24 protein-coding genes are annotated in these 26,477 nt (G+C 70.0%); 8 read left to right on the forward strand and 16 right to left on the reverse strand.

The window, feature by feature from the left end:
• Nucleotides 1–77: 77 nt before the first annotated feature.
• Together ACWDAK_RS12970 and ACWDAK_RS12975 are read left to right on the forward strand one after the other, a co-directional pair.
• Nucleotides 78–851: a response regulator transcription factor gene (locus tag ACWDAK_RS12970; protein ID WP_344637750.1), complete on the forward strand. Its 774-nt coding sequence runs from the start codon at nucleotides 78–80 to the stop codon at nucleotides 849–851.
• Complete coding sequence (locus ACWDAK_RS12975) at nucleotides 848–2,335, forward strand: HAMP domain-containing sensor histidine kinase (protein WP_427393278.1); 1,488 nt, start codon at nucleotides 848–850, stop codon at nucleotides 2,333–2,335. Before ACWDAK_RS12970 ends, ACWDAK_RS12975 begins: the two co-directional genes overlap by 4 nt.
• Nucleotides 2,336–2,413: 78 nt before the next feature.
• Here the strand turns inward: ACWDAK_RS12975 and ACWDAK_RS12980 are convergent, their stop codons facing one another.
• The 6 genes from ACWDAK_RS12980 to ACWDAK_RS13005 all read right to left on the reverse strand — a co-directional run bounded on the left by ACWDAK_RS12980 (nucleotide 2,414) and on the right by ACWDAK_RS13005 (nucleotide 9,879).
• Complete coding sequence (locus ACWDAK_RS12980; protein WP_427393317.1) at nucleotides 2,414–4,168, reverse strand: bifunctional metallophosphatase/5'-nucleotidase; 1,755 nt, start codon at nucleotides 4,166–4,168, stop codon at nucleotides 2,414–2,416.
• Between the two features lie 148 nt (nucleotides 4,169–4,316).
• Complete coding sequence (locus ACWDAK_RS12985) at nucleotides 4,317–5,666, reverse strand: ATP-binding protein (RefSeq protein ID WP_344637747.1); 1,350 nt, start codon at nucleotides 5,664–5,666, stop codon at nucleotides 4,317–4,319.
• A 21-nt stretch (nucleotides 5,667–5,687) separates the two neighbouring features.
• On the reverse strand, nucleotides 5,688–7,262 hold the full coding sequence (locus tag ACWDAK_RS12990) for an SCO6880 family protein (RefSeq protein WP_427393277.1): 1,575 nt from the start codon (nucleotides 7,260–7,262) through the stop codon (nucleotides 5,688–5,690).
• A gap of 61 nt (nucleotides 7,263–7,323) precedes the next feature.
• Complete coding sequence (locus tag ACWDAK_RS12995) at nucleotides 7,324–8,592, reverse strand: hypothetical protein (RefSeq protein WP_427393276.1); 1,269 nt, start codon at nucleotides 8,590–8,592, stop codon at nucleotides 7,324–7,326.
• On the reverse strand, nucleotides 8,582–9,391 hold the full coding sequence (locus ACWDAK_RS13000) for a hypothetical protein (RefSeq protein WP_427393275.1): 810 nt from the start codon (nucleotides 9,389–9,391) through the stop codon (nucleotides 8,582–8,584). The genes ACWDAK_RS12995 and ACWDAK_RS13000 overlap by 11 nt, the downstream gene beginning before the upstream one ends.
• 134 nt (nucleotides 9,392–9,525) lie before the next feature.
• The gene (locus tag ACWDAK_RS13005; protein ID WP_344637743.1) at nucleotides 9,526–9,879 is read right to left on the reverse strand and encodes a hypothetical protein; all 354 of its coding nucleotides are present in this window, start codon (nucleotides 9,877–9,879) and stop codon (nucleotides 9,526–9,528) included.
• 248 nt (nucleotides 9,880–10,127) lie between these two features.
• Between ACWDAK_RS13005 and ACWDAK_RS13010 the strand changes: the two genes are divergently transcribed.
• Nucleotides 10,128–11,234, forward strand: a complete 1,107-nt coding sequence (locus ACWDAK_RS13010) for a C40 family peptidase (protein ID WP_344637742.1) — start codon at nucleotides 10,128–10,130, stop codon at nucleotides 11,232–11,234.
• 151 nt (nucleotides 11,235–11,385) lie between these two features.
• Complete coding sequence (locus ACWDAK_RS13015; protein ID WP_344637741.1) at nucleotides 11,386–12,138, forward strand: phosphatase PAP2 family protein; 753 nt, start codon at nucleotides 11,386–11,388, stop codon at nucleotides 12,136–12,138.
• Between the two features lie 94 nt (nucleotides 12,139–12,232).
• Here ACWDAK_RS13015 and ACWDAK_RS13020 read toward each other — a convergent pair whose 3' ends face one another.
• Nucleotides 12,233–12,436, reverse strand: coding sequence for a hypothetical protein (locus ACWDAK_RS13020; protein ID WP_344637740.1), 204 nt, complete (start codon nucleotides 12,434–12,436; stop codon nucleotides 12,233–12,235).
• Nucleotides 12,437–12,593: 157 nt separating this feature from the next.
• Here ACWDAK_RS13020 and ACWDAK_RS13025 point away from each other — a divergent pair, with 157 nt between their 5' ends.
• Nucleotides 12,594–13,457 carry a hypothetical protein gene (locus ACWDAK_RS13025; protein ID WP_344637739.1) on the forward strand — a complete coding sequence of 288 codons (864 nt, stop codon included), beginning with the start codon at nucleotides 12,594–12,596 and terminating at the stop codon, nucleotides 13,455–13,457.
• 138 nt (nucleotides 13,458–13,595) lie between these two features.
• Entirely contained in the window at nucleotides 13,596–13,826 is a 231-nt protein-coding gene (locus ACWDAK_RS13030; RefSeq protein WP_344637738.1) for a hypothetical protein, read from the forward strand.
• Here ACWDAK_RS13030 and ACWDAK_RS13035 read toward each other — a convergent pair.
• The gene (locus ACWDAK_RS13035) at nucleotides 13,812–14,126 is read right to left on the reverse strand and encodes a metal-sensitive transcriptional regulator (RefSeq protein ID WP_427393274.1); all 315 of its coding nucleotides are present in this window, start codon (nucleotides 14,124–14,126) and stop codon (nucleotides 13,812–13,814) included. The two genes, ACWDAK_RS13030 and ACWDAK_RS13035, sit on opposite strands and share 15 nt — an antisense overlap.
• Before the next feature lie 295 nt (nucleotides 14,127–14,421).
• On the opposite strand from ACWDAK_RS13035, the gene ACWDAK_RS13040 reads away from it, so the two are divergent.
• Together ACWDAK_RS13040 and ACWDAK_RS13045 are read left to right on the forward strand one after the other, a co-directional pair.
• Nucleotides 14,422–15,042, forward strand: a complete 621-nt coding sequence (locus tag ACWDAK_RS13040; RefSeq protein ID WP_344637736.1) for a DUF47 domain-containing protein — start codon at nucleotides 14,422–14,424, stop codon at nucleotides 15,040–15,042.
• A 5-nt stretch (nucleotides 15,043–15,047) separates the two neighbouring features.
• Nucleotides 15,048–16,043: an inorganic phosphate transporter gene (locus ACWDAK_RS13045; RefSeq protein ID WP_344637735.1), complete on the forward strand. Its 996-nt coding sequence runs from the start codon at nucleotides 15,048–15,050 to the stop codon at nucleotides 16,041–16,043.
• A gap of 132 nt (nucleotides 16,044–16,175) precedes the next feature.
• On the opposite strand, the gene pstB is transcribed toward ACWDAK_RS13045, so the two are convergent.
• From pstB to mshD, 8 genes are all read right to left on the reverse strand, one after another.
• A complete protein-coding gene (gene pstB / locus ACWDAK_RS13050) occupies nucleotides 16,176–16,952 on the reverse strand; it encodes a phosphate ABC transporter ATP-binding protein PstB (protein ID WP_344637734.1) in 777 nt (258 codons plus the stop codon).
• 38 nt (nucleotides 16,953–16,990) lie between these two features.
• Nucleotides 16,991–18,064: a phosphate ABC transporter permease PstA gene (gene pstA, locus ACWDAK_RS13055; RefSeq protein ID WP_344637733.1), complete on the reverse strand. Its 1,074-nt coding sequence runs from the start codon at nucleotides 18,062–18,064 to the stop codon at nucleotides 16,991–16,993.
• Nucleotides 18,061–19,035, reverse strand: coding sequence for a phosphate ABC transporter permease subunit PstC (pstC, locus tag ACWDAK_RS13060; protein ID WP_344637732.1), 975 nt, complete (start codon nucleotides 19,033–19,035; stop codon nucleotides 18,061–18,063). Before pstC ends, pstA begins: the two co-directional genes overlap by 4 nt.
• 140 nt (nucleotides 19,036–19,175) lie before the next feature.
• Nucleotides 19,176–20,312, reverse strand: a complete 1,137-nt coding sequence (gene pstS / locus ACWDAK_RS13065; protein WP_344637731.1) for a phosphate ABC transporter substrate-binding protein PstS — start codon at nucleotides 20,310–20,312, stop codon at nucleotides 19,176–19,178.
• A gap of 226 nt (nucleotides 20,313–20,538) precedes the next feature.
• Nucleotides 20,539–21,003: an NUDIX hydrolase gene (locus ACWDAK_RS13070; protein ID WP_425557682.1), complete on the reverse strand. Its 465-nt coding sequence runs from the start codon at nucleotides 21,001–21,003 to the stop codon at nucleotides 20,539–20,541.
• A 54-nt stretch (nucleotides 21,004–21,057) separates the two neighbouring features.
• The gene (locus tag ACWDAK_RS13075) at nucleotides 21,058–22,173 is read right to left on the reverse strand and encodes a CHAD domain-containing protein (protein WP_344637729.1); all 1,116 of its coding nucleotides are present in this window, start codon (nucleotides 22,171–22,173) and stop codon (nucleotides 21,058–21,060) included.
• A 199-nt stretch (nucleotides 22,174–22,372) separates the two neighbouring features.
• A complete protein-coding gene (locus tag ACWDAK_RS13080; protein ID WP_425557672.1) occupies nucleotides 22,373–25,021 on the reverse strand; it encodes an RNA degradosome polyphosphate kinase in 2,649 nt (882 codons plus the stop codon).
• A gap of 224 nt (nucleotides 25,022–25,245) precedes the next feature.
• Nucleotides 25,246–26,247, reverse strand: coding sequence for a mycothiol synthase (gene mshD, locus ACWDAK_RS13085; RefSeq protein ID WP_425557671.1), 1,002 nt, complete (start codon nucleotides 26,245–26,247; stop codon nucleotides 25,246–25,248).
• Nucleotides 26,248–26,477 lie beyond the last annotated feature (230 nt).

Consider the following 26,477-nt stretch of genomic DNA (forward strand, 5'->3'; position numbering starts at 1 on the left):
GTCGCAACCCGCCGTGTTCGCGGCCCGGTCGACGCACAATTGCTCAGGACACCCGGACGCAGAAAGGCCACCGGCCCATGACTCCCCCCGCCGACGACCGCACCTTCGCCGAGGCCGCGGGCTCCACCGCCCGCATCCTCGTGGTCGACGACGAGCCCGCCCTGCGGGACGCCCTGGAGAGCAGCCTCGCCTTCGAGGGCTACGACGTCACCACCGCCACCGACGGCTACGAGGCGCTGAACGCCGTCGAGCGCGAGCGGCCCGACCTCGTCCTGCTGGACATCATGATGCCCCGGATGGACGGCCTCACCGCCGTCCGCCGGATGCGGGGCCGCGGCGACGCCGTGCCCGTCCTGATGCTCACCGCCCGCGACGCCGTCGGCGACCGGGTCACCGGCCTGGACGTCGGCGCCGACGACTACCTCGCCAAGCCGTTCGAACTGGACGAACTGCTCGCTCGGGTCCGGGCCCTGCTCCGCCGCAGCGCCATCGCCAACGAGGCCGCCGCCCGCGCGGCCGCCGAGGACAGCGACAGCGACGTACTCGCCTTCGGCGGCCTGCGGATGAACACCGCCACCCGCGAGGTCAGCCGCGAGGGCAAGTCCATCGAGCTCACCCGCACCGAGTTCATGCTGCTGGAGATGTTCCTCTCGCACCCCCGCCAGGTTCTCACCCGCGAGCAGATCCTCAAGGCGGTCTGGGGCTTCGACTTCGAGCCCTCCTCCAACTCGCTGGACGTCTACGTCATGTACCTGCGCCGCAAGACCGAACAGGGCGGCATGCCCCGCCTGATCCAGACCGTCCGCGGCGTCGGCTACGCCCTGCGCACCGCAGCGGGCGCCGCGGCGTGAGACTGTTCCACCGGCTGACCGGCTGGTTCCGCTCCCGCTCCCTGCGGAGCCGGCTGGCCATGCTCACCGCCGCCGCGGTGGCGGTGGCGATCGCGCTGTCCGCCCTGGCGTGCTGGTTCCTGGTCAAGGACCAGCTGTACAAGCAGGTGAAGCAGACCCTGCAGGAGGCTCCCCCCAGGCCGGTCCTCCCGCAGGAGAAGCCGGCTTCCCCGAAGGGTTTGCTCAGCTGCGGATCGACCGCCTACCAAGCTCTCAGCCTCTCCAAACAGCTGGACAGCATTCGGCCGGCCCATCCATTCCCGAACAAGTGGGACGTCCAACTCGTCGCTGCCGACGGCATGGTCTGCTTCCCGACCGGCTCAACCAAGATCATCAATGTTGACCCCTCCGATCTCAGCCGCCTCGACTCCGGCCTCTCCTACACCTTTCGGGAAGGCAGCTACGAGAACGGACGCCCCGCCCTGGTCCGCCAGTCACCGGTGACGCTGCCGATGGAAGACGGGACGGCCAAGCCGTTCGTGATGCTGGTGGCCAACGAGACGGCCAACCAGGAGAACGCACTGCGCGGCCTCGGCCTGCTCCTGATCGGCGTCGCCGGCCTCGGCGTGGTCGGTGCCGGGGTGACCGGCACCCTGGTGGCCCGGCAGGCGCTCAAGCCGGTCGACCAACTCACCGACGTGGTGGAGCACATCGCCCGTACCGAGGAGGTCGGCACCACCATCCCGGTCCAGGGCAACGACGAGATCGCCCGGCTGGCCACGTCCTTCAACTCGATGTCCACCGCGCTGCTGAACTCCCGCGAGCGCCAGACCCGGCTGATCGCCGACGCCGGCCACGAACTGCGCACCCCGCTCACCTCGCTGCGCACCAACGTCGACCTGATGATCCGCAGCGACGAGACCGGCCGCCCGTTGCCGCCCGCCACCCGCACCAAGCTGCTGGGCAACATGAAGGCCCAGATGCAGGAACTCACCGTGCTGATCGGCGACCTGCTGCAGCTGTCCCGCCCGGACTCCCCCAAGCCCGGCCAGAACCTGACCGTGCTGGCGCTGCACGACATCGCCGCCCGCGCCGTGGAACGGGCCAGGCTGCGCGGCCCCAGCCTGACCTTCGCGGTCGAGCTGGACCCGTGGTACGTACGGGGCGACGGCCCGGCCCTGGACCGTGCCGTGATCAACCTCCTGGACAACGCGGTCAAGTACTCGCCGCCCGGCGGCACCATCGAAGTCGCCCTCCACCAGGGCGCGTTGACCGTCCGCGACCACGGCCCTGGCATCCCGCCGGACGAACTCCCTTACGTCTTCGACCGGTTCTGGCGCTCCCCGTCCTCCCGCCAGCTCCCCGGCTCCGGCCTCGGGCTGTCGATCGTCGCCCAGACGATCCAGGACACCGGCGGCGAGGTCGCCCTCGGCCCCGCCCGGGACGGCGGCCCCGGGGCGCTGGCCACCATCCGCCTGCCCGGCCAGTCCGACCTGCCGCAGTAGGACCGGTTAGGACGGATCCCCGGACGCCGAGGGGCGGGGCGCCCGAAGGCGCCCCGCCCCGCAACGTGCAGGCGAGGGTCAGTCCTTGTCCTCACCGGTGCCGATGACCTTGATCCGGTCCTGCGCGGGCACGGCCAGCGGGCTGCCCGCCTTGCTGTGCGCGCCGAGGTAGGCGGTAAGGACGTCCAGGTCGGAGGCGCCGACCAGCTTGTCGGTGCCGGCCGCGAAGGCCGGGAAGCCGTCGCCGCCACCGGCCAGGAACTCGTTGGCCGCGACCCGGTACGAGGCGGCCGGGTCGATCGGCGCGCCGTTCAGCTTGATCGAGGGGACCACGATCCGGTCGGCGCCGGTCTTGGTGAGGTCGAGGGTGTAGGCCAGGCCGGCCGAGGACTGGAGGATCTTCGGCGCCTCGGCGTTCAGGCCGCTCACCTGCTGCTGGAGCAGCTGGATGACCTGGGCCCCGGTCAGCGTCTTGACCTGCATCATGTTGGTGAACGGCTGGACGGTGAACGCCTCGCCGTACGTCACCACGCCGTCACCCTCGCTGCCGGCGGCCTTGTAGACCAGGTCGGAGCGGATGCCGCCGGGGTTCATGAAGGCGATCTGCGCACCGCCCTTGTCCTTGGGCGCCATCCCCTCCAGCTGGGCGTCGGCGATCACGTCGCCGAGCGGCTTCTCGAACGCGGTGGAGCCACGGCCGTTGACGTCCGCGCCGATGTAGCCGACCGGGCGGTTGGCGATCGGCGCGGCCAGCTTGTTGTACTGGTCGATCAGCCTGGTCATGTCGGGCGCCTTGGGCACGTCCCGCCGCACCACGTGGTTGGCCGCGGTGACCGAGGGCCGGACGATGGTGCCGGTCCGCCGGTCCAGCTTCAGGTCGATCTCGGTGTACAGCCGACCGAAGGAGGCGGCGCTGGTCACCGAGCGCGGGACACCGTTGGGGTCCGGGATCGAGCAGGCGTAGGAGTTGTGGGTGTGCCCGGTGACGATCGCGCCGACCGCCGGGTCGAGCTTCTTCGCGATGTCCACGATCGGGCCCGAGATTCCCTGGCCGGCCGGGCCGCAGTCGTAGTTGTACGTGCTGGAGGCCGGGTACCCGCCCTCGTGGATCAGCGCGACGATCGAGTTGACGCCCTTGCGCTTGAGCTCCGCGGCGTACTTGTTGATCGTGGTGACCTCGCCCGCGAACTTCAGGCCCTTGACGCCCGCCGCCGTGACGATGTTGGGCGTGCCCTCCAGCGTGACCCCGATGAAGCCGACCTTGACCCCGTGCACGTTCTTCACCCAGTACGGGGGCAGCAGGGTCCGGCCGGTCTTCTCGTTGGTGACGTTGGCGGCCAGGTACTGGAACTCGGCGCCCTTGAACTTGTGCCCGCCCTTGCAGCCGTCCGCCGCACAGCCGCCGTTCTGCTTGCGCAGCAGCTCGGCCGCGCCGTGGTCGAACTCGTGGTTGCCGACGCTGGTCACGTCCAGGCCGAGCTTGTTCATCGCCTCGATGGTCGGCTCGTCGTGGAACAGGCTGGAGAGCAGCGGGCTGGCGCCGACGATGTCTCCGGCGGCGACGGTGACCGAGTTGGGGTGCCCCTTGCGGGCCTGGCGCAGCTCGGTGGCCAGGTACTCCACACCGCCCGCCGGGGTCGAGACGACCTCACCGGTCTTCGGGTCGACCTCCTTGATGGTGCCGGAGGATCCCGCCGGGGGCTCCAGGTTGCCGTGGAAGTCGTTGATGGCGAGGAGTTGGAGGTCCTCGGTCCCGTGGTGGCCGTGAGCCTCGGCGACCCCCGGCACCAGCACGGCCCCGATCAGTCCGGCGGCAACGACCGCCGCCCGCATCCGGTGTCTGGCTGTGGACATGCGTATCCCCCTGTGAGCGGCGTGTTGGCCACTGAAGCCTAGGTTCAACGCGCGTAGCTGTCAGGACATCTGACGTAACGAATGCATTGCCGATTCTTGACCCGGGGGAAAACCGACCGGCTATCGGCTACATCCGCGGCTCGGCGGCCAGTTGCTGCTCCGCCCGGTTCCGCTCCGCCACCGCGTCCTCGGTCATCGCGCGGTCCGTGTACACCAGCGGCCGCTCCGTCTCGGTGATGATGTGCTTCACCACCTGGACGTTGCCGTTGACGTCCCACACCGCGATACCGGGCGACAGTGTCGGGATGATCTCGACCGCCCAACGCGGCAGACCGAGCACCCGCCCGGTGGACCGCGCCTCCTCCGCCTTCTGCATGTAGATCGTCCGGGTGGAGGCCATCTTCAGGATCGCCGACGCCTCCTTGGCCGCCGCTCCGTCCACCACGTCCGAGAGGTGGTGCACCACCGCGACGAACGACAGGCCGAGCCGCCGTCCGAACTTCAGCAGGCGCTGGAACAGCTGGGCCACGAACGGACTGTTGATGATGTGCCAGGCCTCCTCGACCAGGAAGATGCGCTTCACCCGGTCCGGCCGCAGCCAGGTGTGCTCCAGCCAGACCCCGACGATCGCCATCAGGATCGGCATCGCGATCGAGTTGCGGTCGATGTGCGACAGGTCGAAGACGATCAGCGGCGCGTCCAGGTCGATGCCGGCCGTGGTCGGCCCGTCGAACATGCCGCGCAGGTCACCGTCGACCAGCCGGTCCAGCACCAGCGCCACGTCCAGTCCCCAGGACTGCACCTCCTGGACGCCCACCCCGAGCGACTCCACCGAGGTGAGGTCGGGATTGCGCAGCGTGGTGATGATGTCGTCCAGTACCGGCTGGCGGTCGGTCACCGTCGCGTGCACATGGGCGTGCGCGGCCTTCAGCGCGAAGCCGGCCCGCTCCTCCAGACCGCGCCCCATCGCCACCTCGATGATGGTGCGCAGCAGCGACAGCTGGCCGGTGGTGGTGATCGCCGGATCCAGCGGGTTGAGCTTCACCCCGCCGTCCCTGGCGGCCATCGGGTCGAGCCGGATGGACTTTATCCCCAGCGCCTCGGCGATCAGGTTCCACTCGCCGACGCCGTCCTCGCCCTGCGCGTCCAGCACCACCACCTGCCGGTCCCGGAAGCGCAGTTGGCGCAGCACGTACGTCTTCTCCAGCGCCGACTTGCCGTTGCCGGACTCGCCGAGCACCAGCCAGTGCGGGGCGGGCAGCTGCTGCCCGTACAGCTGGAACGGGTCGTAGACGTAGCCCTTCCCGCTGTACACCTCGCGACCGATGATCACGCCCGAATCACCCAACCCCGGTGCGGCGGTGGGCAGGTAGACCGCCTGCGCCTGCCCGGTCGAGGTGCGGACCGGCAGCCGGGTGGTCTCCACCCGGCCGAACATCAGGCTGGTGAAGGCGTCGGTGAGGTTGCCGAGCGACATGACGCGGGCCTCCAGGGAGAATCAGCGGCGGATGCCCGTGGCGAACGGGAGGGTGTTGACGAAGGCCCGGTGGTGCTCGCGGTCGCACCACTCCAGCTTCAGGTAGGACTTGCCCGCCGAGGCCCGGATGGTCCGCTTGTCACGGGCCAGCGCCTCCGGGTTGCGTGCGGACACCGTGATGTACCCGACCAGGTTGACCCCGGCCGCGCCCGAGGCCAGGTCGTCACCGCGCTGGTCCACCCGGCCCGAGTGGGCCAGGTCGCGCGGGTCGACCGTCCGGTTCATCTTGGCGGCGCGGCTGGACTCCGCCTCGTCGTTGGTCTTCTCGGTCAGCATCCGCTCGATCGCCACGTCGGTCGGTTCCAGGTCCATGGTGACGGCCACCGTACGGATCACGTCCGGGGTGTGCACCAGCAGCGGCGCCAGGAAGTTGACCCCGACCGGGGTCAGCGGCCACTCCTTGATCCAGGCGGTGGAGTGGCACCACGGCGCCCGGGTCGCCGACTCGCGCGTCTTGGCCTGCAGGAACTGCGGGTGGGTGGCGTCCAGCTCGGCCGGCCAGGCGTTCCGCTGGGACATCGCCTGGATGTGGTCGATCGGGTGGTCCGGGTCGTACATCGAGTGCAGCAGCGAGGAGAGCCGCGCCTGGCCCAGCGGCTGCCGCACCCGGATATCCGCCTCCGCCAGCCGGGCGCAGATGTCGGTCAGTTCACGGGCCATCACGGCCGCCAGGCCGTCGTCGTCCCTGGACCGCCGCCCACCGGCCGTCCGGCCCATCGCGTGCGCCTCGGCCGCCAGGTCCCGGTTGTAGTGCATGCAGGCCACCAGGTACGCCCGGTGCTGCTCGGAGGAGGTGGAGACCATCGACTGCAGCTGGTCGTACGAGTCCTTGAGCCAGCCCGACGCATCCGCGTTGCCGCGCCGCTCCACGTCCTTGGCGTGCGCGTCCGGGTCGGCGGGCAGGGTACGGGCCAGCATCTGCAGCCTGGTCACGAAGCCGTCGCCGTTGGCCACGTGCTTGAGCAGCGTGCCGAACCGGTCGACCAGCGCCTCCTGGTCCTCCGAGTCGCGCAGGCCGACACCCGGCCCCTCGATCTCGATCGCGGCGGTGACCGTACGCCGCTCCAGGTGCATCAGCACCGCCACCTCGTCCGGGCCGAACGGCGCGCTCAGCCAGCGCAGCCGGCCGACCCCCGGCGGCGGGCCGACCTCCACCTCACGGCCGTCCAGACGGGTACCGGCGTCCACCGCGTCCGAGCGCCACACCGCCCGGCCGCTGCGCACGATGCGCCGGTAACTGCGGTTGATCTCGACCCACTTGTAGAAGGTGCGGCGCCGGTACGGCACGTACACGGCGGCGATGGCGAGCAGCGGGAAGGCGACCAGGCCGGCGATCCGCAACGGCAGGACCGGCATCGCCAGACCCCAGATCATGCCGAGGAAGGCCCCGAAGATGATCAGCATGATCTCTCCGGACTCCCGGTTGCGGCCGATCGGCGCGTTGGGCCGGGACTTGCCGATCAGATAGGTGCGGCGCTGGTGCACGTACGGCTGGGCGTACTGGGCGCCGTACTGGCCGAGCGGTTCGCTGCTCACGACCCGTCACCCTCCCTTCGCTCGACTGCTGCTGGTGATCACTCTGCCTGATGCGACGCCTTCACGACGAGGGCTTGGGGTCCCGTGGCGGCGGAGCCTGGGCAGGGGTCGCCGGAGCCGGGTTCGCGGCACGTCCGGCGTGGGCGGCGATGCCCGAGCCGACCGTGCTGCCGGTCGAGGTACCGCCCTGGGCGTTGGCCGCCTGCGGGCCACCGCGCGAACCGTGGGTGGTGATGCCCTGCTTGACCAGGTTGGCCGGGCCGTTGATCATCGCCGAGCCGGCGCTGACCGCGCTGGCCCTGGCCCGGCGCATCTGCAGCATCTCGTCGCCGAAGCCCGGCACGAAGCGGTAGACGGCGGCACTGGCGAAGATCGACAGGAACAGGATGGCCAGCCCCGAGAGCACCCGGGCGAAGTCGTCGTCGGCCCCGGCGCCGGTGGCCACCGCCCCGGCCAGCCCGAGGATGATCACGATGATCGGCTTGGCGAGGTCGACCGCGACCATCATCCCGGCCCAGCGCCGCACGTGCTTCCAGAGTTGCTTGTCCACCAGCCCCGCGTACACGGCGGTGCCCAGCAGCGCGCCGACGTACAGCATCGCGGCGCGGATCAGCAGTTCGATCCAGAGCACGGCCGCCGCCAGCACGGCCACCAGCGAGACGATGATCAAAATCAGCGGGCCGCCGCCCAGACTGCCCTTCTCCAGGGTGTCGGCGAAACCGCCCAGGTAGGTGCCGGTGTCGGACTTGGTCCCGGCCGCGACGGCCGTGGTCAGTCCGTCGGTGGCACTCACCACGGTGTAGAGGATCAGCGGGGTGAAGGCCGAGGCGACCACCGTCAGCCACAGGAAGCCGATCGCCTCCGAGATCGCCTGGGTCAGCGGCGCACCCCGGACCGCCCGCTTGGTGACCGCCAGCAGCCAGAGCACCAGCGTGATCACGGTCGAGCCGGCGAAGACCACTGCGTACTGCTGCAGGAACGCCGCGTTGGTGAAGTCCACCTGCGTGGTGCCGTCGATCGCCCCGGACAGCTTGCGCACCACCCAGGCGGCCGCCTGCGCGCAGCCCTTGGCGAGCGAGCCCAGCGGGTCGGTGACGTTGGCAACGGGGCCGGTCGGGCCGACGACCTGGGCACCGGCGGGCGGGCAGATCTGGTCGTTGCCCGGCAGTGGGACCTGGACGTTGCAGGTCGCGCTCGGACTCGGACTGGAACTCGGGCTCGGATCGGCGAAGACGCGCTGGGCGGTGAGCAGCGCGAAGAGCTGGACGGCGGCCAGCGCGCCACCGAGCGCACCGGCCCTGCGGACGAAGGAGCCTCGGTCAGCGGGCATAGCGGAAGCCTCCGAAGTCCTGGACGGCTGTGGTGATCTCCTCGGCGGTGGCGGCCTGCTGGTCGCCGGGGACGGGGGCCGGGCCGGTCTTCCGGCTGTAGTCGGTGAGCTTCCAGTCGCTGCCGGTCCAGCGCATGGTGAGGCTGAGGGTGAACCAGTCCGCAGCGACCGGCCGGGTCGAGCCCTCCCCGGCCAGCCCGTGCAGCCCGGTGCACCAGACGTCCACCTTGGTCGCGGTGTCGGCGGAGTTGGTGGTCTTCGTCCCGACCGGGACGGTACGACTGACGAAGGTCAGCCCCTTGGGCGCCCTGCCCTGGGCGTCGAGCCCGAACTTGGCGATGATCTCCGGGGTGAACCCCTGGTCCAGCCGTGCCTGGAGGGCGGCGGCCACGGTCGGGTCCGTGATGGTGGTGATGACGGTCCGTCTGGTGTCGGCGCGGAACATCTGCTCGGAGCCGAGCGCCACCGCGTAGTTGGCCGCCGCCGACTGGGCGCCCTGGTCGGTGTGCGGGTAGCCGTTGGCAATGCCGTTGCTGGTGGTGGAGACCGGGTCCCGGCCGCTCGGGAGGGTGGCGGCGGGGGCGGGCGTGGCCCCGTCGGCGGAGGAGCCGGACTTGCCGGGTGCGGGCTTGCCGCTGTTGGCGATGGAGATTCCGATCACCAGCAGGACGACCACGCCGAGGACGGCCAACAGGGTGCGCAGGGGCCGCGGCTGGCGCCCGTTCACCTGTTGGTAGACGGACTGTTCGGCGACCGGTAGCCGCGTGCGGGTGTGCGGCTGGTCGTCGGACACCGGCACTGCGGCCCTCCTGGTGCGATGGAGCCCAGAGGCCCCGAGGTCGGATCTGGTGCACACCCGGCGGGGATGCGCGTCAACCCCAGCGGATGCAGCACGACCGCTCCGCCAGGGGCGACTAGATGACTATCTGCTCGTCAGATGGCCATGCCGTAAACAATGGTGAACAGCGTTCCCAGGGAACCAATGATGAACACGCCGGTCAGCCCGGCGATGATCAGCCCCTTGCCCTGCTCGGCACTGAAGGAATCCCTCATCGCCGTGGCGCCGATCCGCTGTTTCGCCGCCCCCCAGACGGCGATCGCCAGACAGGCCAGAATAGCCACCGCCATGACGACCTCCACCATCACCCGGGCCTCGGAACCGAGACTCGCGAACGGCCCCCAGTCCGGGGCGATTCCGCCGATGATGGTGTTGATATCGGCTTTCTTGGGTGGGTCCGCCGCTAGCTGACCGATCAACTCACTGCCGTGCACGCTGCTCAGGTTCATTCCATCTCACCGCCCGATCAGGCAAATTCAAGGCCCACAGCACCCCCGGCGCGAAGAGCCGGAACCCATTCTTGGCCAGATCTGATGTCGCTTTGGCTACTTCTCGCGGATTGGTCGTGCGGTGCGGCACAGGTACGACAGGATGTCCACCGTACGAAGGATACCGCTCACTCTCAGTATCAGTGATGATTGCGCTGAGCAACGCCTTCCGGAACACGTGCAACTGACGATTCGTCGGGACGGTGCTGATGGTACTCGGGAAGGCAGGAGCCGGAGCCACGGGTGCGGGCGCTCTGGCTCTCGGCAAGGCGGGCGTCGTGGCCGCGGCCGCGGGCGTCGTGGCCGTCAGCTTCGTCACGACCGTCACTCTCGGCACCTTCGCCGCCAGCGGCACCGCCCAGGGGGCAGCGAACAACCTTCCGCTCTCCAGCGGGTCCGTCCCGGCCGCATACCAGCCGCTCATCCAGAAATGGGGCACCCTCTGCCCCGAGATCACCCCTCCGATGCTGGCGGCCCAGCTGTACCAGGAGAGCGGTTTCGACCCGTCAGCCCGAAGTCCAGCCAAGGCGTACGGCATGGCGCAGTTCCTGGAGGGCACCTGGGCCGTCTACGGAACGGACGGCGACGGGGACGGCAAGGCCGACATCTGGAACCCGGCCGACGCGATCGCCTCCGCCGCCAGCTACGACTGCGCGCTCGCCAAGGACGTCGCCCAGGTGCCGGGCGACAAGCAGTCCAATCTGCTGGCCGCCTACAACGCCGGCCCCTACGCGGTCATCAAGTCCGATGGCGTCCCGCCCTATGCCGAGACCCAGGGGTACGTCCGCAGCATCAAGGCACTGGCCCGCAGCTTCACCGCGCCCACCGCGACCCTCCCGGTCATACTCTCCGCCCAGTCGTCGGGCGCGATCTACTACGCCCAGACCAAGCTGGGCACGCCCTACCTCTGGGGCGGCGAGGGCCTGCCCTCCCAGGACGGCCGGTTCGACTGCTCGGGCCTCACCCAGGCCGCGTACGCCAGCGTGGGCATCACCCTGCCCCGGGTGGCCAACGACCAGTGGTACGCCGGCGAACACCCCTCACGCGACCAACTGCGGCCGGGCGACCTGGTCTTCTTCGCCAACGACCTGAGCGACCCGCGGTCCATCCACCACGTCGGCATCTACGTCGGCGGCGGCTACATGATCGACGCCCCGCACACCGGGGCGGTGATCCGCTACGACACCATCGATCAGAAGGGCTACATCGGCGCCACCCGGGTCACCTCCGACGGCGCCCAGGCGCTGCCCCAGCGCGGCACCGACGGGTCCATCACCGCGCCCAACGCCCCCGGTCAAGGAGCGGCAAAGAGCTGACACCAGGTCGACAACTCGTGTGCAAGCGAGGTGGACGGTCAGTCAAGTTTCCATAACAGCAGGTTTCCGTGGAACCCTGGGCCACACGAGTGACGTTTTGCCCGTCGATCACGTTTGATCAGAACGGAACCACCGACCAGGGAGGTGCGGCGTGTCAGCGCTGCTGGCCGACACGACCGGCCCTGATCTCAGTCTGCTGCGTGCGATCAACGGCCTGGCCAAGGCGTCGCCGGTGTGGCTCGACAGCCTGGTCTCCTGGATCGGCGAGTACGGCATCCTGATCGGGCTCGCCGCGTTGTGCGCGACCGGCTGGCTGCAGGCCCGCCGCCGCCCGGACGCACCGGTGGCCATCGCCGGGATGATCTGGGTGCCGCTCTCGGTGGCCATCACCGAGGTGGCCAACATCCCGATCTCGGCGATCGTAAACCGGCCACGGCCCTTCGTCGACCACCCCGACCTGGACGTCCTGGTGCAGGGCAAGGCTGGCACCCTCTCCTTCGTCAGCGACCACTCCGCGATGTCGATGGGTGTCGCCGTCGCGCTGTTCCTGGTCAACAAGCGACTCGGGATGATCGCAGGCAGTCTCGCACTGCTCCAAGGCTTCTGCCGGATGTTCATGGGTGTGCACTATCCGACCGATGTGATCGGCGGCTTCGCGCTGGCCACCGCGGTGGTGCTGCTGCTGGCTCCGATCGCCATGGCCGTGCTCGTCCCGCTCTGCCACTCGTTGAGCCGGACCGCGATCGCGCCACTGCTGACGGCCCGGCAGGGCGGCGACCGGGCCACCGGGCGCGGGCAGGGCGGCGGCAGCGGGCGGCGCCGGGGCTCGGAGGGCCGCCGCCGCGGGCGCGGCCGGGGCTCCCGCTCCGAGGACCAGGGCCGCGACTCCGACCTCGCCGCGTGAACCGGCCCTGACGGGCGGCGCTGGAGGCGGCCACGCGCACTGAGAGGCCTTCGCGCGTGCCTTCGAAAGCTCCCGCTGCTCGCGCGCCCCGGGCCTATTCCGCTTCGGCCAGCAGGTGCTCGTCGATGTCACGGCGGGCGCGGTCGCGGGAGCGGCGACCCGGGGCGAACCAGCCGCAACTGCAGGCGGCGAAGCAGAAGGAGCCGCGTTCGTCGAGCGTCACCCGGTGCGGGGCGACCGGATCCGCGGCGAGGGATGAAGGGGCTGTGCCGGGACGAACCGGTAGCTCACTGGACACCTGGTCACCGTAACCCGCGCCACCCCCGGCGCGCGACGGACTCCGCGCGCCCTTCCCCGCGTAACCCCGGATCCAGCCACTCGTTGCACCGTGAAGAGTTCTGCCCACCCGGGTAGGCGGTTTGCCGGGCCGAGGGCCCGAGGGGGTTGTCTCAAGAGTGAACACGCTGACCGGAAGCCACCGACGCATCGCTGGCCCCGCCCGCACCGGCGCCGTGACGGCCCTGCTCGCCCTCGCCCTCACCGCCTGCGGCAGCGGCAGCCGTGCCGCGGAGAGCTCGGCCGACCAGCTCTCCGCCGATCCGCTCACCGCCGTGCGCAGCGCCGCCGACATCACCGGGCGGACGGGCTCGGCCAAGGCCGTCACCGAGCTGGTCACCGCGTCTCCCGACAAGAAGGTCGTCTTCAACGGCAGCGGCGGCTACGACTACCAGAACCGGATCGGCAAGCTGGAGATCGACGTTCCGCCGGGCGCCGCCACCACCGGCAAGATCGTCGAGGTGGTACTGCCCGGCACCGTCTACCTGCAGAACAGCGGCGCCAAGATCCCCGAGGGCAAGTGGGTGAAGCTGGACGTCCGTCAACTCGCGGACGGGAACCTGGTCAGCAGCGGGGCCACCGACCCCGCCAGCGCCGCGGGGGCGCTGCGCGGCGCGCAGAAGGCCGAGCTGGCCGGCGCCGAGACCGTCGGCGGCGTCGTGCTCAAGCACTACAAGGGCACCCTCGACCTGGCCAAGGCGGCCGCCGCCACCGGCGGCCGGGGCGGTGACGGGCTGCGGATGGGTGCGCAGACCTTCACGGTGAAGGAAGTCCCCTACGAGGCCTGGCTGGACGCGCAGGGGCGGCTGCACAAGGTGGTCGAGACCTTCTCGTTCGCCGGGGTGGCCGGTTCCAAGGAGGCGAAGGACCAGGTGAAGGTGGTCTCCACGGTCTCGCTCTCCGACTTCGGTGCCACGGTGGACGTGAGTGAGCCCGGAGCCGCCGACATCGTCTCGATGAAGCCCTCCGCCTCACCCAGCTAGCGGCCCGTGGCCGTGCCCGAAATAGTTCCTGCGGCGGCAGAGATGGCCCGTCCGTGCCATGGGGGATGGCCCGCTTCCTCCCTACGCTGGTGTCGGAGGCTACCGGCCTCCTGCCGTACGGTCGGAGGGGTGGTGCGCATGGGGGCGTCCTCGGAAGGCCGCAAGGGAGGCCACGACCAGACCGCACTGGACGAGATCGAGCTGGCCGGTGAACTGATGATCGCCGCTACCGCCAGCCCCGAGGAGCGGCTGGCCCCCGAGCACATCGACCAGGTCCTGCTGAACTGCGACATCTCCGGAGCCGATGACGCGGCACACCGGCCCGACTCAGGCTCAGATCCCGCCCCGGGGGAGTCAGGAACGCAGTAGTCGGGAGATCGCGGCGCCGGCCTCCGCCACCTTGGCGTCCAGCTCCGCGCCGCCGTGCTCGGCTGCGGCGGCGACGCAGTGCCGCAGGTGCTCCTCCAGCAGCGCGAGTGCGAAGGACTGCAGTGCCTTGGTACTGGCCGAGACCTGGGTCAGGATGTCGATGCAGTAGGTGTCCTCGTCGACCATCCGCTGCAGCCCCCGCACCTGGCCCTCGATCCGGCGCAGCCGCTTCAGATGATCGGACTTCCGCGAGCTGTAGCCGTGCGGCCCGTGCGCCTCGGTGTTGGTGGTCGTGGTCATCCCGGCCCGCCTTAGGTGTCTTCGTGACCCACCAATGTCGAACAGCCCACCCCTTGAATGTGTTCCCGATCACGTGCGATCGGTCACGGTCCCAGGCTGTCCGGCGGGAGCAATCCGGCCGCTCTTCCGTCAGACTGGGGGCTCACCTCTGCACGGCGCTGTGCAGACCTGCCCGCCCGTCTTGATGCCCTACGGAAGCGGAAGTTCCGATTCGCGTGTCGTCACCCCGTTTGCACAGTTGTGACGGCTTGCGCCTAGCATCGTTCAGTCCCTACCCCGCACATCGGAGATTTCCGTGCGTTTTAGCCTGACCCCGAAGGAGACGAGCTTCTACGACATGTTCGCCGCAGCCGCGGAGAACCTGGTCGTCGGATCGAAGCTCCTGCTGGAACTGCTGGGTTCAGACGTGTCGGCCCGCGCGGAGATCGTCGAGCGCATGCGCGCCGCCGAGCACGCCGGCGACGACACCACCCATGCGGTGTTCCACCAGCTGAACTCCTCCTTCATCACGCCCTTCGACCGCGAGGACATCTACTCCCTGGCCTCCTCGCTGGACGACATCATGGACTTCATGGAGGAGGCGGTCGACCTGGTCGTCCTCTATGACATCCAGACCCTGCCGAAGGGCATCGAGCAGCAGATCGAGGTGCTGGCCCGGGCAGCCGAGCTGACCGCGGAGGCGATGCCGAACCTGCGCAGCATGGAGAACCTGACCGAGTACTGGATCGAGGTCAACCGGCTGGAGAACCAGGCGGACCAGATCCACCGCAAGCTGCTCGCCCACCTGTTCAGCGGTCAGTACGAGGCCATCGAGGTGCTCAAGCTGAAGCAGATCGTGGATGTCCTCGAGGAGGCCGCCGACGCGTTCGAGCACGTGGCCAACACCGTGGAGACCATCGCGGTCAAGGAGTCCTGACCGGCGTGGACATGGCAGCACTCATCGCCGTCATCGGCGTGGCGTTCTTCTTCACGTACACCAACGGCTTCCACGACTCCGCGAACGCCATCGCCACCTCGGTGTCCACCCGGGCGCTCACCCCCCGGGCGGCGCTGGCGATGGCCGCCGTGATGAACCTGGCCGGCGCCTTCCTGGGCAGCGGCGTCGCACACACCGTCTCCAGCGGGATCATCGAGACCCCGGCCGGCAGCCAGGGCATGGGCATCCTGTTCGCCGGCCTGGTCGGCGCGATCGCCTGGAACCTGGTCACCTGGTACTTCGGCCTGCCGTCCTCGTCCTCGCACGCGCTCTTCGGCGGCCTGGTCGGCGCCGCGCTGGCCGGCGGGACCGAGGTGATCTGGTCCGGCGTGATCGACAAGATCATCGTCCCGATGGTGGTCTCGCCGATCGTCGGCCTGATCGGCGGCTTCCTGGTGATGCTCGCGATCCTGTGGATCTTCAGGCGGGCCAACCCGCACCGCGCCAAGCGCAACTTCCGGGTCGCGCAGACCGCCTCGGCCGCCGCCATGGCCCTGGCCCACGGTCTGCAGGACGCCCAGAAGACCATGGGCATCGTGGTGATGGCGCTCACCATCTCGGGTCACCAGCACGGCGGCGACATCCCGATCTGGGTGAAGATCTCCTGCGCCACCATGCTCTCGCTGGGCACCTACGCGGGTGGCTGGCGGATCATGCGGACCCTCGGCCGCAAGATCATCGAGCTGGACCCGCCGCAGGGCTTCGCCGCCGAGGCCACCTCCTCGGCGGTCATGTACATCACGTCGTTCGTCTTCAAGGCGCCGATCTCCACCACGCACGTGATCACCGCCGCGATCATGGGCGCGGGCGCCACCAAGCGGATCCGCGCGGTGCGCTGGGGCGTGGCCAAGAACATCGTGCTCGGCTGGTTCATCACCATGCCCGCGGCCGGCCTGGTCGCCGCGCTGATGTACGAGCTGGTCCGCGTGTTGTTCCTGTAACCGGACACGGTGTGACCCGACACCGGCCGGACATGGCAGGGCCCGCCCCCACATCTCGGGGGCGGGCCCTTCATCATGCTCCGCGGCGGCACCGCCATGCAGCGCCGCAGAGCAGTCTGCGGATCGGCCGGATCAGCCGAAGCGACCGGAGATGTAGTCCTCGGTCGCCTGCACCGACGGGTTGGAGAAGATCCGGTTGGTGTCGTCCAGCTCGATGAGCTTGCCGGGCTGGCCGACGCCGGCCAGGTTGAAGAAGGCGGTGCGGTCCGAGACGCGGGCCGCCTGCTGCATGTTGTGGGTGACGATCACGATGGTGAACTGCGACTTCAGCTCGCCGATCAGGTCCTCGATGGCGAGGGTGGAGATCGGGTCGAGCGCCGAGCAGGGCTCGTCCATCAGCAGTACCTGCGGCTCGACCGCGATGGCGCGGGCGATGCACAGGCGCTGCTGCTGACCGCCGGAGAGGCCGGCACCGGGCTTGTGCAGCCGGTCCTTGACCTCGTTCCACAGGTTGGCGCCCTTGAGCGACTTCTCGACGACGCCGTCCAGGACGGACTTCTTCTTGACCCCGGCGAGCTTCAGCCCGGCGACCACGTTGTCGTAGATCGACATGGTCGGGAAGGGGTTCGGCCGCTGGAACACCATGCCGACCGCACGGCGGACGGCGACCGGGTCGACGCCTGAGCCGTACAGGTTCTCGTCGTCCAGCATCACCTTGCCCTCGACCCGGGCGCCGGGGATCACCTCGTGCATCCGGTTGAGGGTGCGCAGGAAGGTCGACTTGCCGCAGCCGGAGGGGCCGATGAAGGCCGTCACCGAGCGGGGCTCGATGGTCATCGAGATGTCCTCGATGGCCCGGGTGTCGCCGTAGTACGCGGACAGTCCACTGACGTCGATGCGCTTGGCCATGATCTTTCTTCTTCTCTCGTCTCGTACGTCAGTCGGTGTCAGTGGCCGGCCTTGGGCGACCGCCAGCGGGCGATGCCCCGGGCGATGAGGTTGAGCCCCATCACGAAGGCGATCAGCACCAGGGCGGCACCCCAGGCACGGGCGTAACCGAAGTCGTTGTTGACCAAGGCGTACTGCTGCCAGATGTAGAGCGGCAGGGACTGCTGCGGGCCGTTGAACGGGTCGTTGTTGATGAAGTCGGCACCGAACACCAGCATCATCACCGGCGCGGTCTCACCCGTGATTCGGGCCACCGCCAGCATCACACCGGTGGTGATGCCGCCGATCGCGGTCGGGATGACGATCCGCAGGATGGTCTTCCACTTCGGCACGCCCAGGGCGTACGAGGCCTCGCGCAGCTCGTTCGGGACGAGCTTGAGCATCTCCTCGGTGGAGCGGACCACCACCGGCATCATCAGGATCGACAGCGCGAGGCTGCCGGAGAAGCCGGAGTAGGCGAAGCCGAGGACGATGTTCCAGAGCGAGAGGATGAACAGGCCGGCGACGATGGACGGGACACCCGTCATCACGTCGACGAAGAAGGTGACCACCTTGGCCAGCCGGCCCCTGCCGTACTCGACCAGGTAGACGGCGGTCAGCAGGCCGATCGGGGCGGCGATCGCGGTGGCCAGGCCGACCTGCTCCAGGGTGCCGATCAGCGCGTGGTAGATACCACCGCCGGGGCCCGCGGAGATGACGTTCTTCATGGAGTGGCTGAGGAAGTTGCCGTTCACCACGCCGGCGCCCTGCTGGATCGTGTAGATCGTCAGGGAGGCGAGCGGAACGACGGCCAGCACGAAGGCGACCCAGATCACCGAGGTGGCGAGGCGGTCCTTGGCCTGGCGTCGGCCTTCGACCTTGGCCGCGAGGCCGTAGCTGATGACCAGGAACAGCGTGGCGGAGATCAGCCCCCACTGCAGGTGGCTCTTCAGCCCGGCCCCGGCGCCGATCCCGCAGCCGAGGGCGACCGAGAGGACCGCCGTGGCGGGCGGGGCCCACTTGGGCAGCCGCGCGGAGGTCAGGCCGCGGCGCAGCAGCGGCTCGGCGGCGGCAGTAGTCGTCACGGTGCTCATGCGCTGTACTCCTTGCGGCGCGCGATGATCAGGCGGGCGGCGCCGTTCACCAGGAGGGTGATCACGAACAGGACCAGGCCGGAGGCCATCAGCGCGTCCCGGCCGAAGGGCAGGGCCTCGCCGAACTTCAGGGCGATGTTCTGGGCGAAGGTGCCGCCGCCCGGGTCCAGGACGTGCAGTGACAGGACGTTGCTGGCGGAGAGCACGGTGGCGACCGCGATGGTCTCACCGAGCGCGCGGCCCAGGCCCAGCATCGAGGCGGAGATGATGCCGGGGCGGCCGAAGGGCAGCACCGCGGTCCGGATCATCTCCCAGCGGGTCGCGCCGAGGGCGAGCGCCGCCTCCTCGTGCATCCGCGGGACCTGGCGGAAGACCTCGCGGGTCACCGCGGTGATGATCGGCAGGATCATGATCGCCAGCAGGATGCCGACGGTGAACAGGTTGCGCGGGGTCACACCGTGCTGGGTCTGGCTGAAGACGTACGTCCAGCCGAGGTACTGGTCCATCCAGGCGGTCAGGCCGTTGATGTGCGGCACCAGGAAGAGCGCGCCCCACAGGCCGTAGACGATGCTGGGGACGGCGGCCAGCAGGTCCACCAGGTAGGCGAACGGCTGGGCGATCTTCCGCGGCGCGTAGTGCGAGATGAAGAGCGCGACACCGATCGCGACCGGCACCGCGATCAGCATCGCGATCAGCGCGCTGACGATGGTGCCGAAGGCCAGTACGGCGATGCCGAAGACCGGCTTGGGGCCGTCCGGGTTCCACTCGAAGGTGGTGAGGAAGTTGCCCTCGTCCTTGGAGAGGGCCAGGCCCGAACGGTAGGCCAGGAAGCCTGCGATGGCGGCCATGATGACCAGCAGCAGGATGCCCGAACCCCGGGAGATGTTGAAGAAGATGCTGTCGCCGACACGGCTGTCGCGTCGTGGCCGACGGTCCCTGCCCTCAGAGGCGGCAGGGGGGGATGAAGTCATGATCGTCTACTCCGGTCTGGCGGCGCTGCCCCGCAGGAGGGCGGCACCATGGCGGCGGTGCCCCGGACTATGTGGTCGTGAGGTCGGCCGGGCAGCCCTGCCCCCCTTTCGAGGGCTGCCCGGCCGGTGGTGCGGATGGATCAGGCGAGGGTCGGAATGACGGCCTGCACCTTGGAGGCCAGCTCCTTCGGCAGCGGGACGTAGCCCTTGGCGCCTATGGCCTGCTGGCCGTTGTCGCTGATGGTGTAGGTCAGGAAGGACTTCAGGGCGTCCAGGGTGTCGGCCTTGTTGCCCTTGTCGCAGACGATCTCGTAGGTGACCAGGACCAGCGGGTAGGAGCCCTCGTCCTTGGTCGCGTAGTCGAGGGTCAGCGCCAGGTCGCTGCCGGTGCCGGCGATCTGCGCCTTGGCGAAGGTGTTGGCGGCGTTCTCGGCGGTCGCGGCGACCGGCTTGGAGGCGCCGGTGGCGATCGAGGCGCTCTTCAGGCTGTTGGTCTGGGCGTAGGACAGCTCGACGTAGCTGATCGAGTTCTTGACCTGCTTGACCTGCGCGGCGAGACCGGCGCTGCCGTTGGCCGACTGGCCGCCCTTGCCCGCCCAGGTCTTGCCCGACGGGTAGCTCCAGGCGCCGCCACCGGCCTTCGACAGGTACTTGGTCAGGTTGTCGGTGGTGCCGGAGTCATCCGAGCGGTGGAAGGCCTGGATGTCGGCGTCCGGCAGGGTGACACCCGGGTTCAGCTTGGCGATGGCCGGGTCGTTCCACTTGGTGATCTGCGAGTCGAAGATCTTCGCGAGGGTCGGGCCGTCCAGGACCAGGTTGTCCACGCCGTCCACGTTGTAGACGATCGAGATCAGACCGCCGACCATCGGAAGGTCGATGCCCTGGCCGGTCTTGCAGATGGCCTTGGAGGCGTCCACCTCGGCGGGCTTCAGGGCCGAGTCGGAGCCCGCGAAGGTGACCTTGCCCTGGTTGAACTGCTGGACACCGGCACCGGAGCCGCCGCCACCGTAGGTGATCGTGGTGCCCGAGCAGGCGGAGCCGTACGCGTTCTTCCAGATGTCGATCGCGTTGCTCTGCGCGGTCGAGCCCGCCGCGAGCAGCTGGCCCTTTCCGGCACAGGCGATCTGCGCGGCCGGGGCACCGCTGGCGCTGCCACCCGAGGCCGAGGAGCTGGGGGTGTTGTCGTCAGAGCCGCAAGCCGAGAGCGACAGCGACCCAACGAGCGCCATGGCACCGATCGCGAGGGCCTTGGTGCGGGCGTTCCGCTGGAGCTTCACAGGGTGTCCCTTTCTGTGGCACTACCCGCGCAGTCAGACTGAGCATCGCTCGCACGCACGGGTTTTGCTGAGGTCCGGGGCCCGTTCGGCCCTCCGGTAACCCTGAAGCTAGGCCGGGCAGGTGACACGTCAGGCGGTCACAAATGAACGGAGAGTGAACCTCGAACGGATGGCAGGAAACAGCGTCCAGTAGTAACGGTTGCGTCACGGGCAGAACGCAGCGAGATCACTCGGACGGAACACGCCACCGGTCGGCCAGCAGCGCCAGCAGCGCATCCACCAGTTGCCGGTCACGCTCGTGGGTCAGCCGCTCACGCGCCTTCCGCGGCGGCAGCCACTCCATCCGGTCCACTTCCCGGTTCGGCACGAACCGGCCGCCGGTCGGCACCGCCGCCCAGTACCGGACCTCCTTCGGCCGGCCCTGCGCCAGGTAGTGCTGCGCCGGCAGCTCCTCCCCCAGCACGCAGCTCAGACCGGTCTCCTCCCAGACCTCACGCAGCGCGGCCTCGCGCCAGCCCTCCCCCGGGTCCAGCTTCCCCTTCGGCAGGCTCCAGTCCCCGTACTTCGGCCGGTGGATCAGTGCGATCCTGGGCTTCTTCCGCCCCTTCCCGTTCTTCTTCTCCGGCCCGGGCACCCAGAGCACCGCACCCGCCGCCAGGATCGTCGGCCCGTAACCGGACCGCCGGCGCATCTCCTGGCCGAGGCCTGCTCCGACGCCGCGCCGTGCGCTCAGGCGGTTGCCCATTCATCCCATCCGTGGTGCTGGAGGTACCCCCTGGGTCTCCGGAAGACCAAGGGAGAGTTTCGGCCACTGGTGGCCGAAGGCGTACCTGGCCGCCTCCACCTCCAGTCGCTGATCAGCATGCACCACACCGAGGACGTAGGCCGTCGCCGGGGTGATCCGCGGCGTCCGCGCTGCCGTGGCCACGGTGACCGCCGCGTCCGCCGCCTCCTGGTGGCGGTGCAGCGTACGGTCCAGCAGGTCGAGCTCCGGATCCGGGGCGCCGCAGACCTCCAGCGCGTACCTGGCCCGCTTGACCAGGATCCGCACCCGGTGCCACGGCGCGTCGTCCGCCGCCACCGCGGAGTCCGCGTCCACCTCGCCGTCCCGGGCCCGGGACGGCTCCAGCTCCCTCGACGCCGGGACCGTGCCCAGCCGGTGCAGGCCCTCCCCGCCGTACGGGGTCGCCGCCCGGCTCAGCGGCAGCCGCTGCACCTCCGCCGCCAGCGCGCCGAATGCCTCCGCCGCCAACGCCGGCAGCGCCCCACCCGGCTGGCCCGACACACCGCCCTGCAGCGGGACGTCGCTGGCCAGCAGGGTCATCCGGTCGGCCAGCGCGTGCAGCCGGGCCGACCGCAGCTCCTGCAGCACCGTGGAGTGGGCCCTGGTCCTGGCCAGGGTGAGCTGGCGCTCCAGCAGCGCTCGCGCCTTGGGCGCACCCGTGTGGCCCGCGAGCATGCCGGGCCCCTGCGGATCGGTCTCGCTGAGCGAGTCGAGCGCCGCCAGCAACCGGGCCGACCGCCGCAACAGGGCCGGCTCCTGCGCCAACAGGTTGAGCAGCCAGCGCAGTTCGGACCTGCTCTCCTCCGCCCACTCACGGTCGAAGACCGCCGCGAAGGTGTGCAGCGCACCGCCGATCCGCCGCACCGCCCGGAGCAACTCCGCGGTGCCCGCCGCCGCGGCCGCACTCGCCCCGCCCGCCGGGAGCGCCCCCGGTCTCGAACCGGCCTCGCCCACCGCCTGCGGCAGCGCGCGCAAGAACGCGCCCGCCTGGGCGGTGAGATAGCCGGAGATGATCTCCCCGGTGGAGGCGATCGCGGCCTTCGGCCCGGTCCGGGCCGTCATCGGCACATCGGTCATGGCTGGGTTCCCCGTCCCCCCGGGGGCCGTTCCCCAGGGCTGGTGGCCGACTGCTGTGGACGCTGGTCGCTGCCACGGCCGCCTGCCGAATGCCGCTGGCCGGCTGCGGTGCCGACCGGCGACGCGTGCTGAGCTGGTAGGTGCTGAGCTGGTAGGTGGTGCGGTCAGATGGAGCTGGGGTGATGGGTGGGTGATCCGGTCAGCGGGCCGCCCGGGACGTCCGGCGGCGCTGACGCGAATCGACCAGGAGGTCCTGGACGTGCCGCAGCGGCTGCCCGTCGCCGTCCTGGGAGTGCCTGGTCCAGGCCCCGTCCGGGCCGAGGTGCCAGGACGCGGTCTCGTCCGCCATTCCCAGGTCGAGCAGCCCGGACAGCTCCACCCGGTGCGCCGGATCGGTCACCCGGAGCAGCGTCTCGATCCGCCGGTCCAGATTGCGGTGCAGCATGTCCGCACTGCCGATCCACACCTCGGGCTCGCCGCCGTTGCCGAAGACGAAGATCCGCGAGTGCTCCAGGAAGCGTCCCAGGATGCTGCGCACCCGGATGTTCTCGCTCATCCCGGCCACGCCCGGCCGGATGGCGCAGATCCCGCGCACCCACACGTCCACCGGTACCCCCGCCTGGGAGGCCCGGTAGAGCGCGTCGATCACGGCCTCGTCCACGATCGAGTTGACCTTGATCTTCACGTAGGCGGGCCGCCCGGCCCGGTGGTGCGCGATCTCCGCGTGGATCCGGGCCAGCAGTCCGTCCCGCAGCCCGCGCGGCGCGGTCAGCAGCCGCCGGTACGACTCCCGCCGCGAGTAGCCCGAGAGCCGGTTGAACAGGTCCGAGAGGTCCGCGCCGACCTGCGGATCCGCGGTCAGCAGCCCCAGGTCCTCGTACAGCCGGGCGGTCTTCGGGTGGTAGTTGCCGGTCCCGACGTGCGAGTAGCGGCGCAGGACGTCGCCCTCCTGGCGGACCACCAGCGACAGCTTGCAGTGCGTCTTCAGCCCGATCAGGCCGTACACCACGTGGCAGCCGGCCTCCTCCAGCTTCCGGGCCCACTTGATGTTCGCCTGCTCGTCGAACCTCGCCTTGATCTCGACCAGCACCAGTACCTGCTTGCCCGCCTCCGCCGCGTCGATCAGCGCGTCCACGATCGGCGAGTCACCGGAGGTCCGGTACAGCGTCTGCTTGATCGCCAGCACGTCCGGGTCGGCCGCCGCCTGCTCCAGGAACGCCTGTACCGAGGTCGAGAAACTGTCGTACGGGTGGTGCAGCAGCACGTCGCGCTCACGCATCGCCGCGAAGATGTCCGGCTGCGAGGCCGACTCCACATCGGTCAGCCCGCGCGCCGTGCCCGCCACGAACTTCGGGTACTTGAGCTCCGGACGGTCCAGCTCCGCGATCCCGAACAGACCCGTCAGATCCAGCGGCCCGGGCAGCGGGAAGACCTCCGCCTCGGTGATGTTCAGCTCGCGGACCAGCAGGTCCAGGATGTACGGGTCGATCGACTCCTCGACCTCCAGGCGCACCGGTGGACCGAACCGCCGCCGCATCAGCTCCTTCTCCAGCGCCTTGAGGATGTTCTCGGTGTCGTCCTCCTCCACCTCCAGGTCCTCATTGCGAGTGACCCGGAAGGCGTGGTGCGCCAGCACCTCCATCCCCGGGAACAGCTCCTCCAGGTGCGCCCCCATCACGTCCTCCAGCGGGACGTACCGCTGCGGCGACGCCTCCAGGAAGCGGGAGAGCGACTGCGGCACCTTCACCCGGGCGAAGTGCTTGTGCCCCGACACCGGGTTGCGGACCACCACGGCCAGGTTGAGGCTCAGGCCCGATATGTACGGGAACGGGTGCGCCGGGTCCACCGCGAGGGGCGTCAGCACCGGGAAGATCTTCTGCCGGAACAGCGTGTGCAGCCGGGCCTGCTCCTTGTCGGTCAGCTCCGACCACCGGACCAGCTCGATGCCCTCGACCGCCAGGTCCGCCAGCACCTCCTGCTGGAAGGCCGCGGCGTGGCGGGCCATCAGCTCACGCGACCTGGTCCAGATCTGGTCCAGCACCTCGCGCGGCTGGAGACCGGAGGCCGAGCGCTGCGCCACCCCGGTGGCGATCCTGCGCTTGAGGCCGGCCACCCGGACCATGAAGAACTCGTCCAGGTTGCTGGCGAAGATGGCCAAGAACTTGGCTCGCTCCAGCAGTGGTATCCGCGGGTCCTCGGCCAGCTCGAGCACCCGCTCGTTGAACGCCAGCCAGCTGCGTTCCCGGTCCAGGAACCGCCCCTGCGGGAGCTCCTCGAGCTCCGGGGTGGCGGCGGAGGTGTACTCGTCGTGGTCCTCCAACGCCAGGCCGAGCACCGAGGAGACGCCCGGGACCGGGATGGCGGCGTCGGTGCCGGCACCGGTGCCGGTCAGTGGGTTGGCCTGGGCCGGCGCGGTCGCCTGGGTGACGGGGTCGGCCTGACCCGCCTGACCCGTCTGCTTGCCCGTCTGCTTGCCCGTCGGAGCGGTCGTGGGGGCGCTCTTGGCGGACGCGGACGCGGGCGCGTTCGAGCGCTTGGCGGCTGCTCTGGCCTTGGTCGCCGGCGCGGCGGCCGTTGCCGAGGTACCGGTTGCCGACGCGGCTGCGGAGCCCGTGGGCGAGGAGGCGGACGGTGCGGCAGATGCGGGGCGGGGGACGCTCATGGGTTCCAGCTCCTCCAGCAGGACGGTGTCCGGGCAGTGCCCGGCGCTCGGACGGCCGGAGCCCGTCGTCACGTGAGCGCCGTTTCCGCCCTCCGGCCCCAGCTCCCTTCCGCTGGGTGCGACCGGAAGGCGGTCGACCCACGGATGCTGGCCGGCCGCGCAGGGACGAGGCACTACGGACGTCATCCTGTGATCTTCGCGGCGGCAATTTAATCCACGGTAAACACCGCATGGCCGGGAGGAAAGCTGACGCAGTCACCCCCGTGGTGCGGCTGCACCGACATGCCGAAGGTCCACCCGGGAAACCCCGGGTGTCCCTCATGGCGCTGTCGGTCCCAGGAACCCCGCCCGGACTCGATCACGGGCTCGGCCCCGGCTCCGGACTAGGTCACGGCTCCGGGGCCGGCCGGTCACGAATCCCGGCGGGCCTGGACGCGGTACATCAGGTCCACCTCGTGGATGGTGAACCCCAACCGTTCATATACCCGGACGGCGGCCGAGTTGTCAGCATCCACATAAAGCATCACGGTCCGCTGCCCGCGGTCCTCCGCGAGGTGCCGAAGCCCGATCGCCGTCAGCGCCCGGCCCAAGCCGTTGCCCTGCTCCGTCGGGTCGACCCCGACCACGTACACCTCGCCGAGCCCTTCCGGATGCACCTTCGTCCAGTGGAACCCGACCAGCCGCTCACCACGGAAGGCCAGGAAGAACCCGCTCGGGTCGAACCACGGCTCGGCCAGCCGGTCGGCCAGGTCCTGCTCGGTCCAGGAGCCCTGCTCCGGGTGGTGCGCGAACGCCAGTGCGTTCAGCCGCAGCCAGGCCGCGTCGTCCTGACCGGGGCGGAACGCACGTACCTCGACCCCGTCGGGCAGCTGCACGGCTTCCGGCACGGCCGCGGTGCGGCGCATCTGTCGCAGCTCACGCACCAGCTCGGCGCCGTGGCCGGCGGCGAGGTGGCGGGCCGCCGGGTGACCGCCGTGGGCCCAGAACTCCACCGACGCCTCGGGGGCCGCGGCCACTGCCTCGACCAGGACCGCGTCCACCAGGTGTCGGCCAAGGCCCTCCCCACGGGAGCCGGGTGCCACGGTCAGCTCGGCAGTTCCGGCCTTGCCGCCGCTCGGCATCTCCAGCTGCGCGTAGCCGGCCGCCTTGTCGCCGTCGGCCTGCTCGCCGGTCCACTGGATCAGGTGCACCACACCTGGGCGGGCCTCGGTCGCCTTGAGCCGGAGCCTGCCCTGCTCGGACACCGCCTGGCGCCCGTCCGCGACCGCGGCCGCGGCAATCACGTCGGCAGCCGCCCGGGCCTCCGCCGCCGAGAGCAGCGGGGCAGCGACGACGTTGCTGACTGCGCTCGGCAGCGTCCGGGAGTGGGTACGGCGCGACGACTCGGAGCTGGGAGTGGCGGAAGAACTCATGAACCGACCCTACGTCGCGTCAGCCGTGGCTTGTAGGGCTTTCCCGCAGTCAGCCACGGCTCTGTCAGCTGCGCCGCAGGGAGCTCCGACCGGGTTCGCAATGCCAGGGGCCGGACGGGGCCTGTCTCCGGATTACAGGATTCGGGAATGCCCGGAAATGCGGAAAGCCCCTCCCGGTATCCCCGGGAGGGGCTTTCACTAAAAATTGTTCGGCGGCGTCCTACTCTCCC

The sequence above is a fragment of the Kitasatospora sp. NPDC001175 genome, assembly GCF_053598215.1.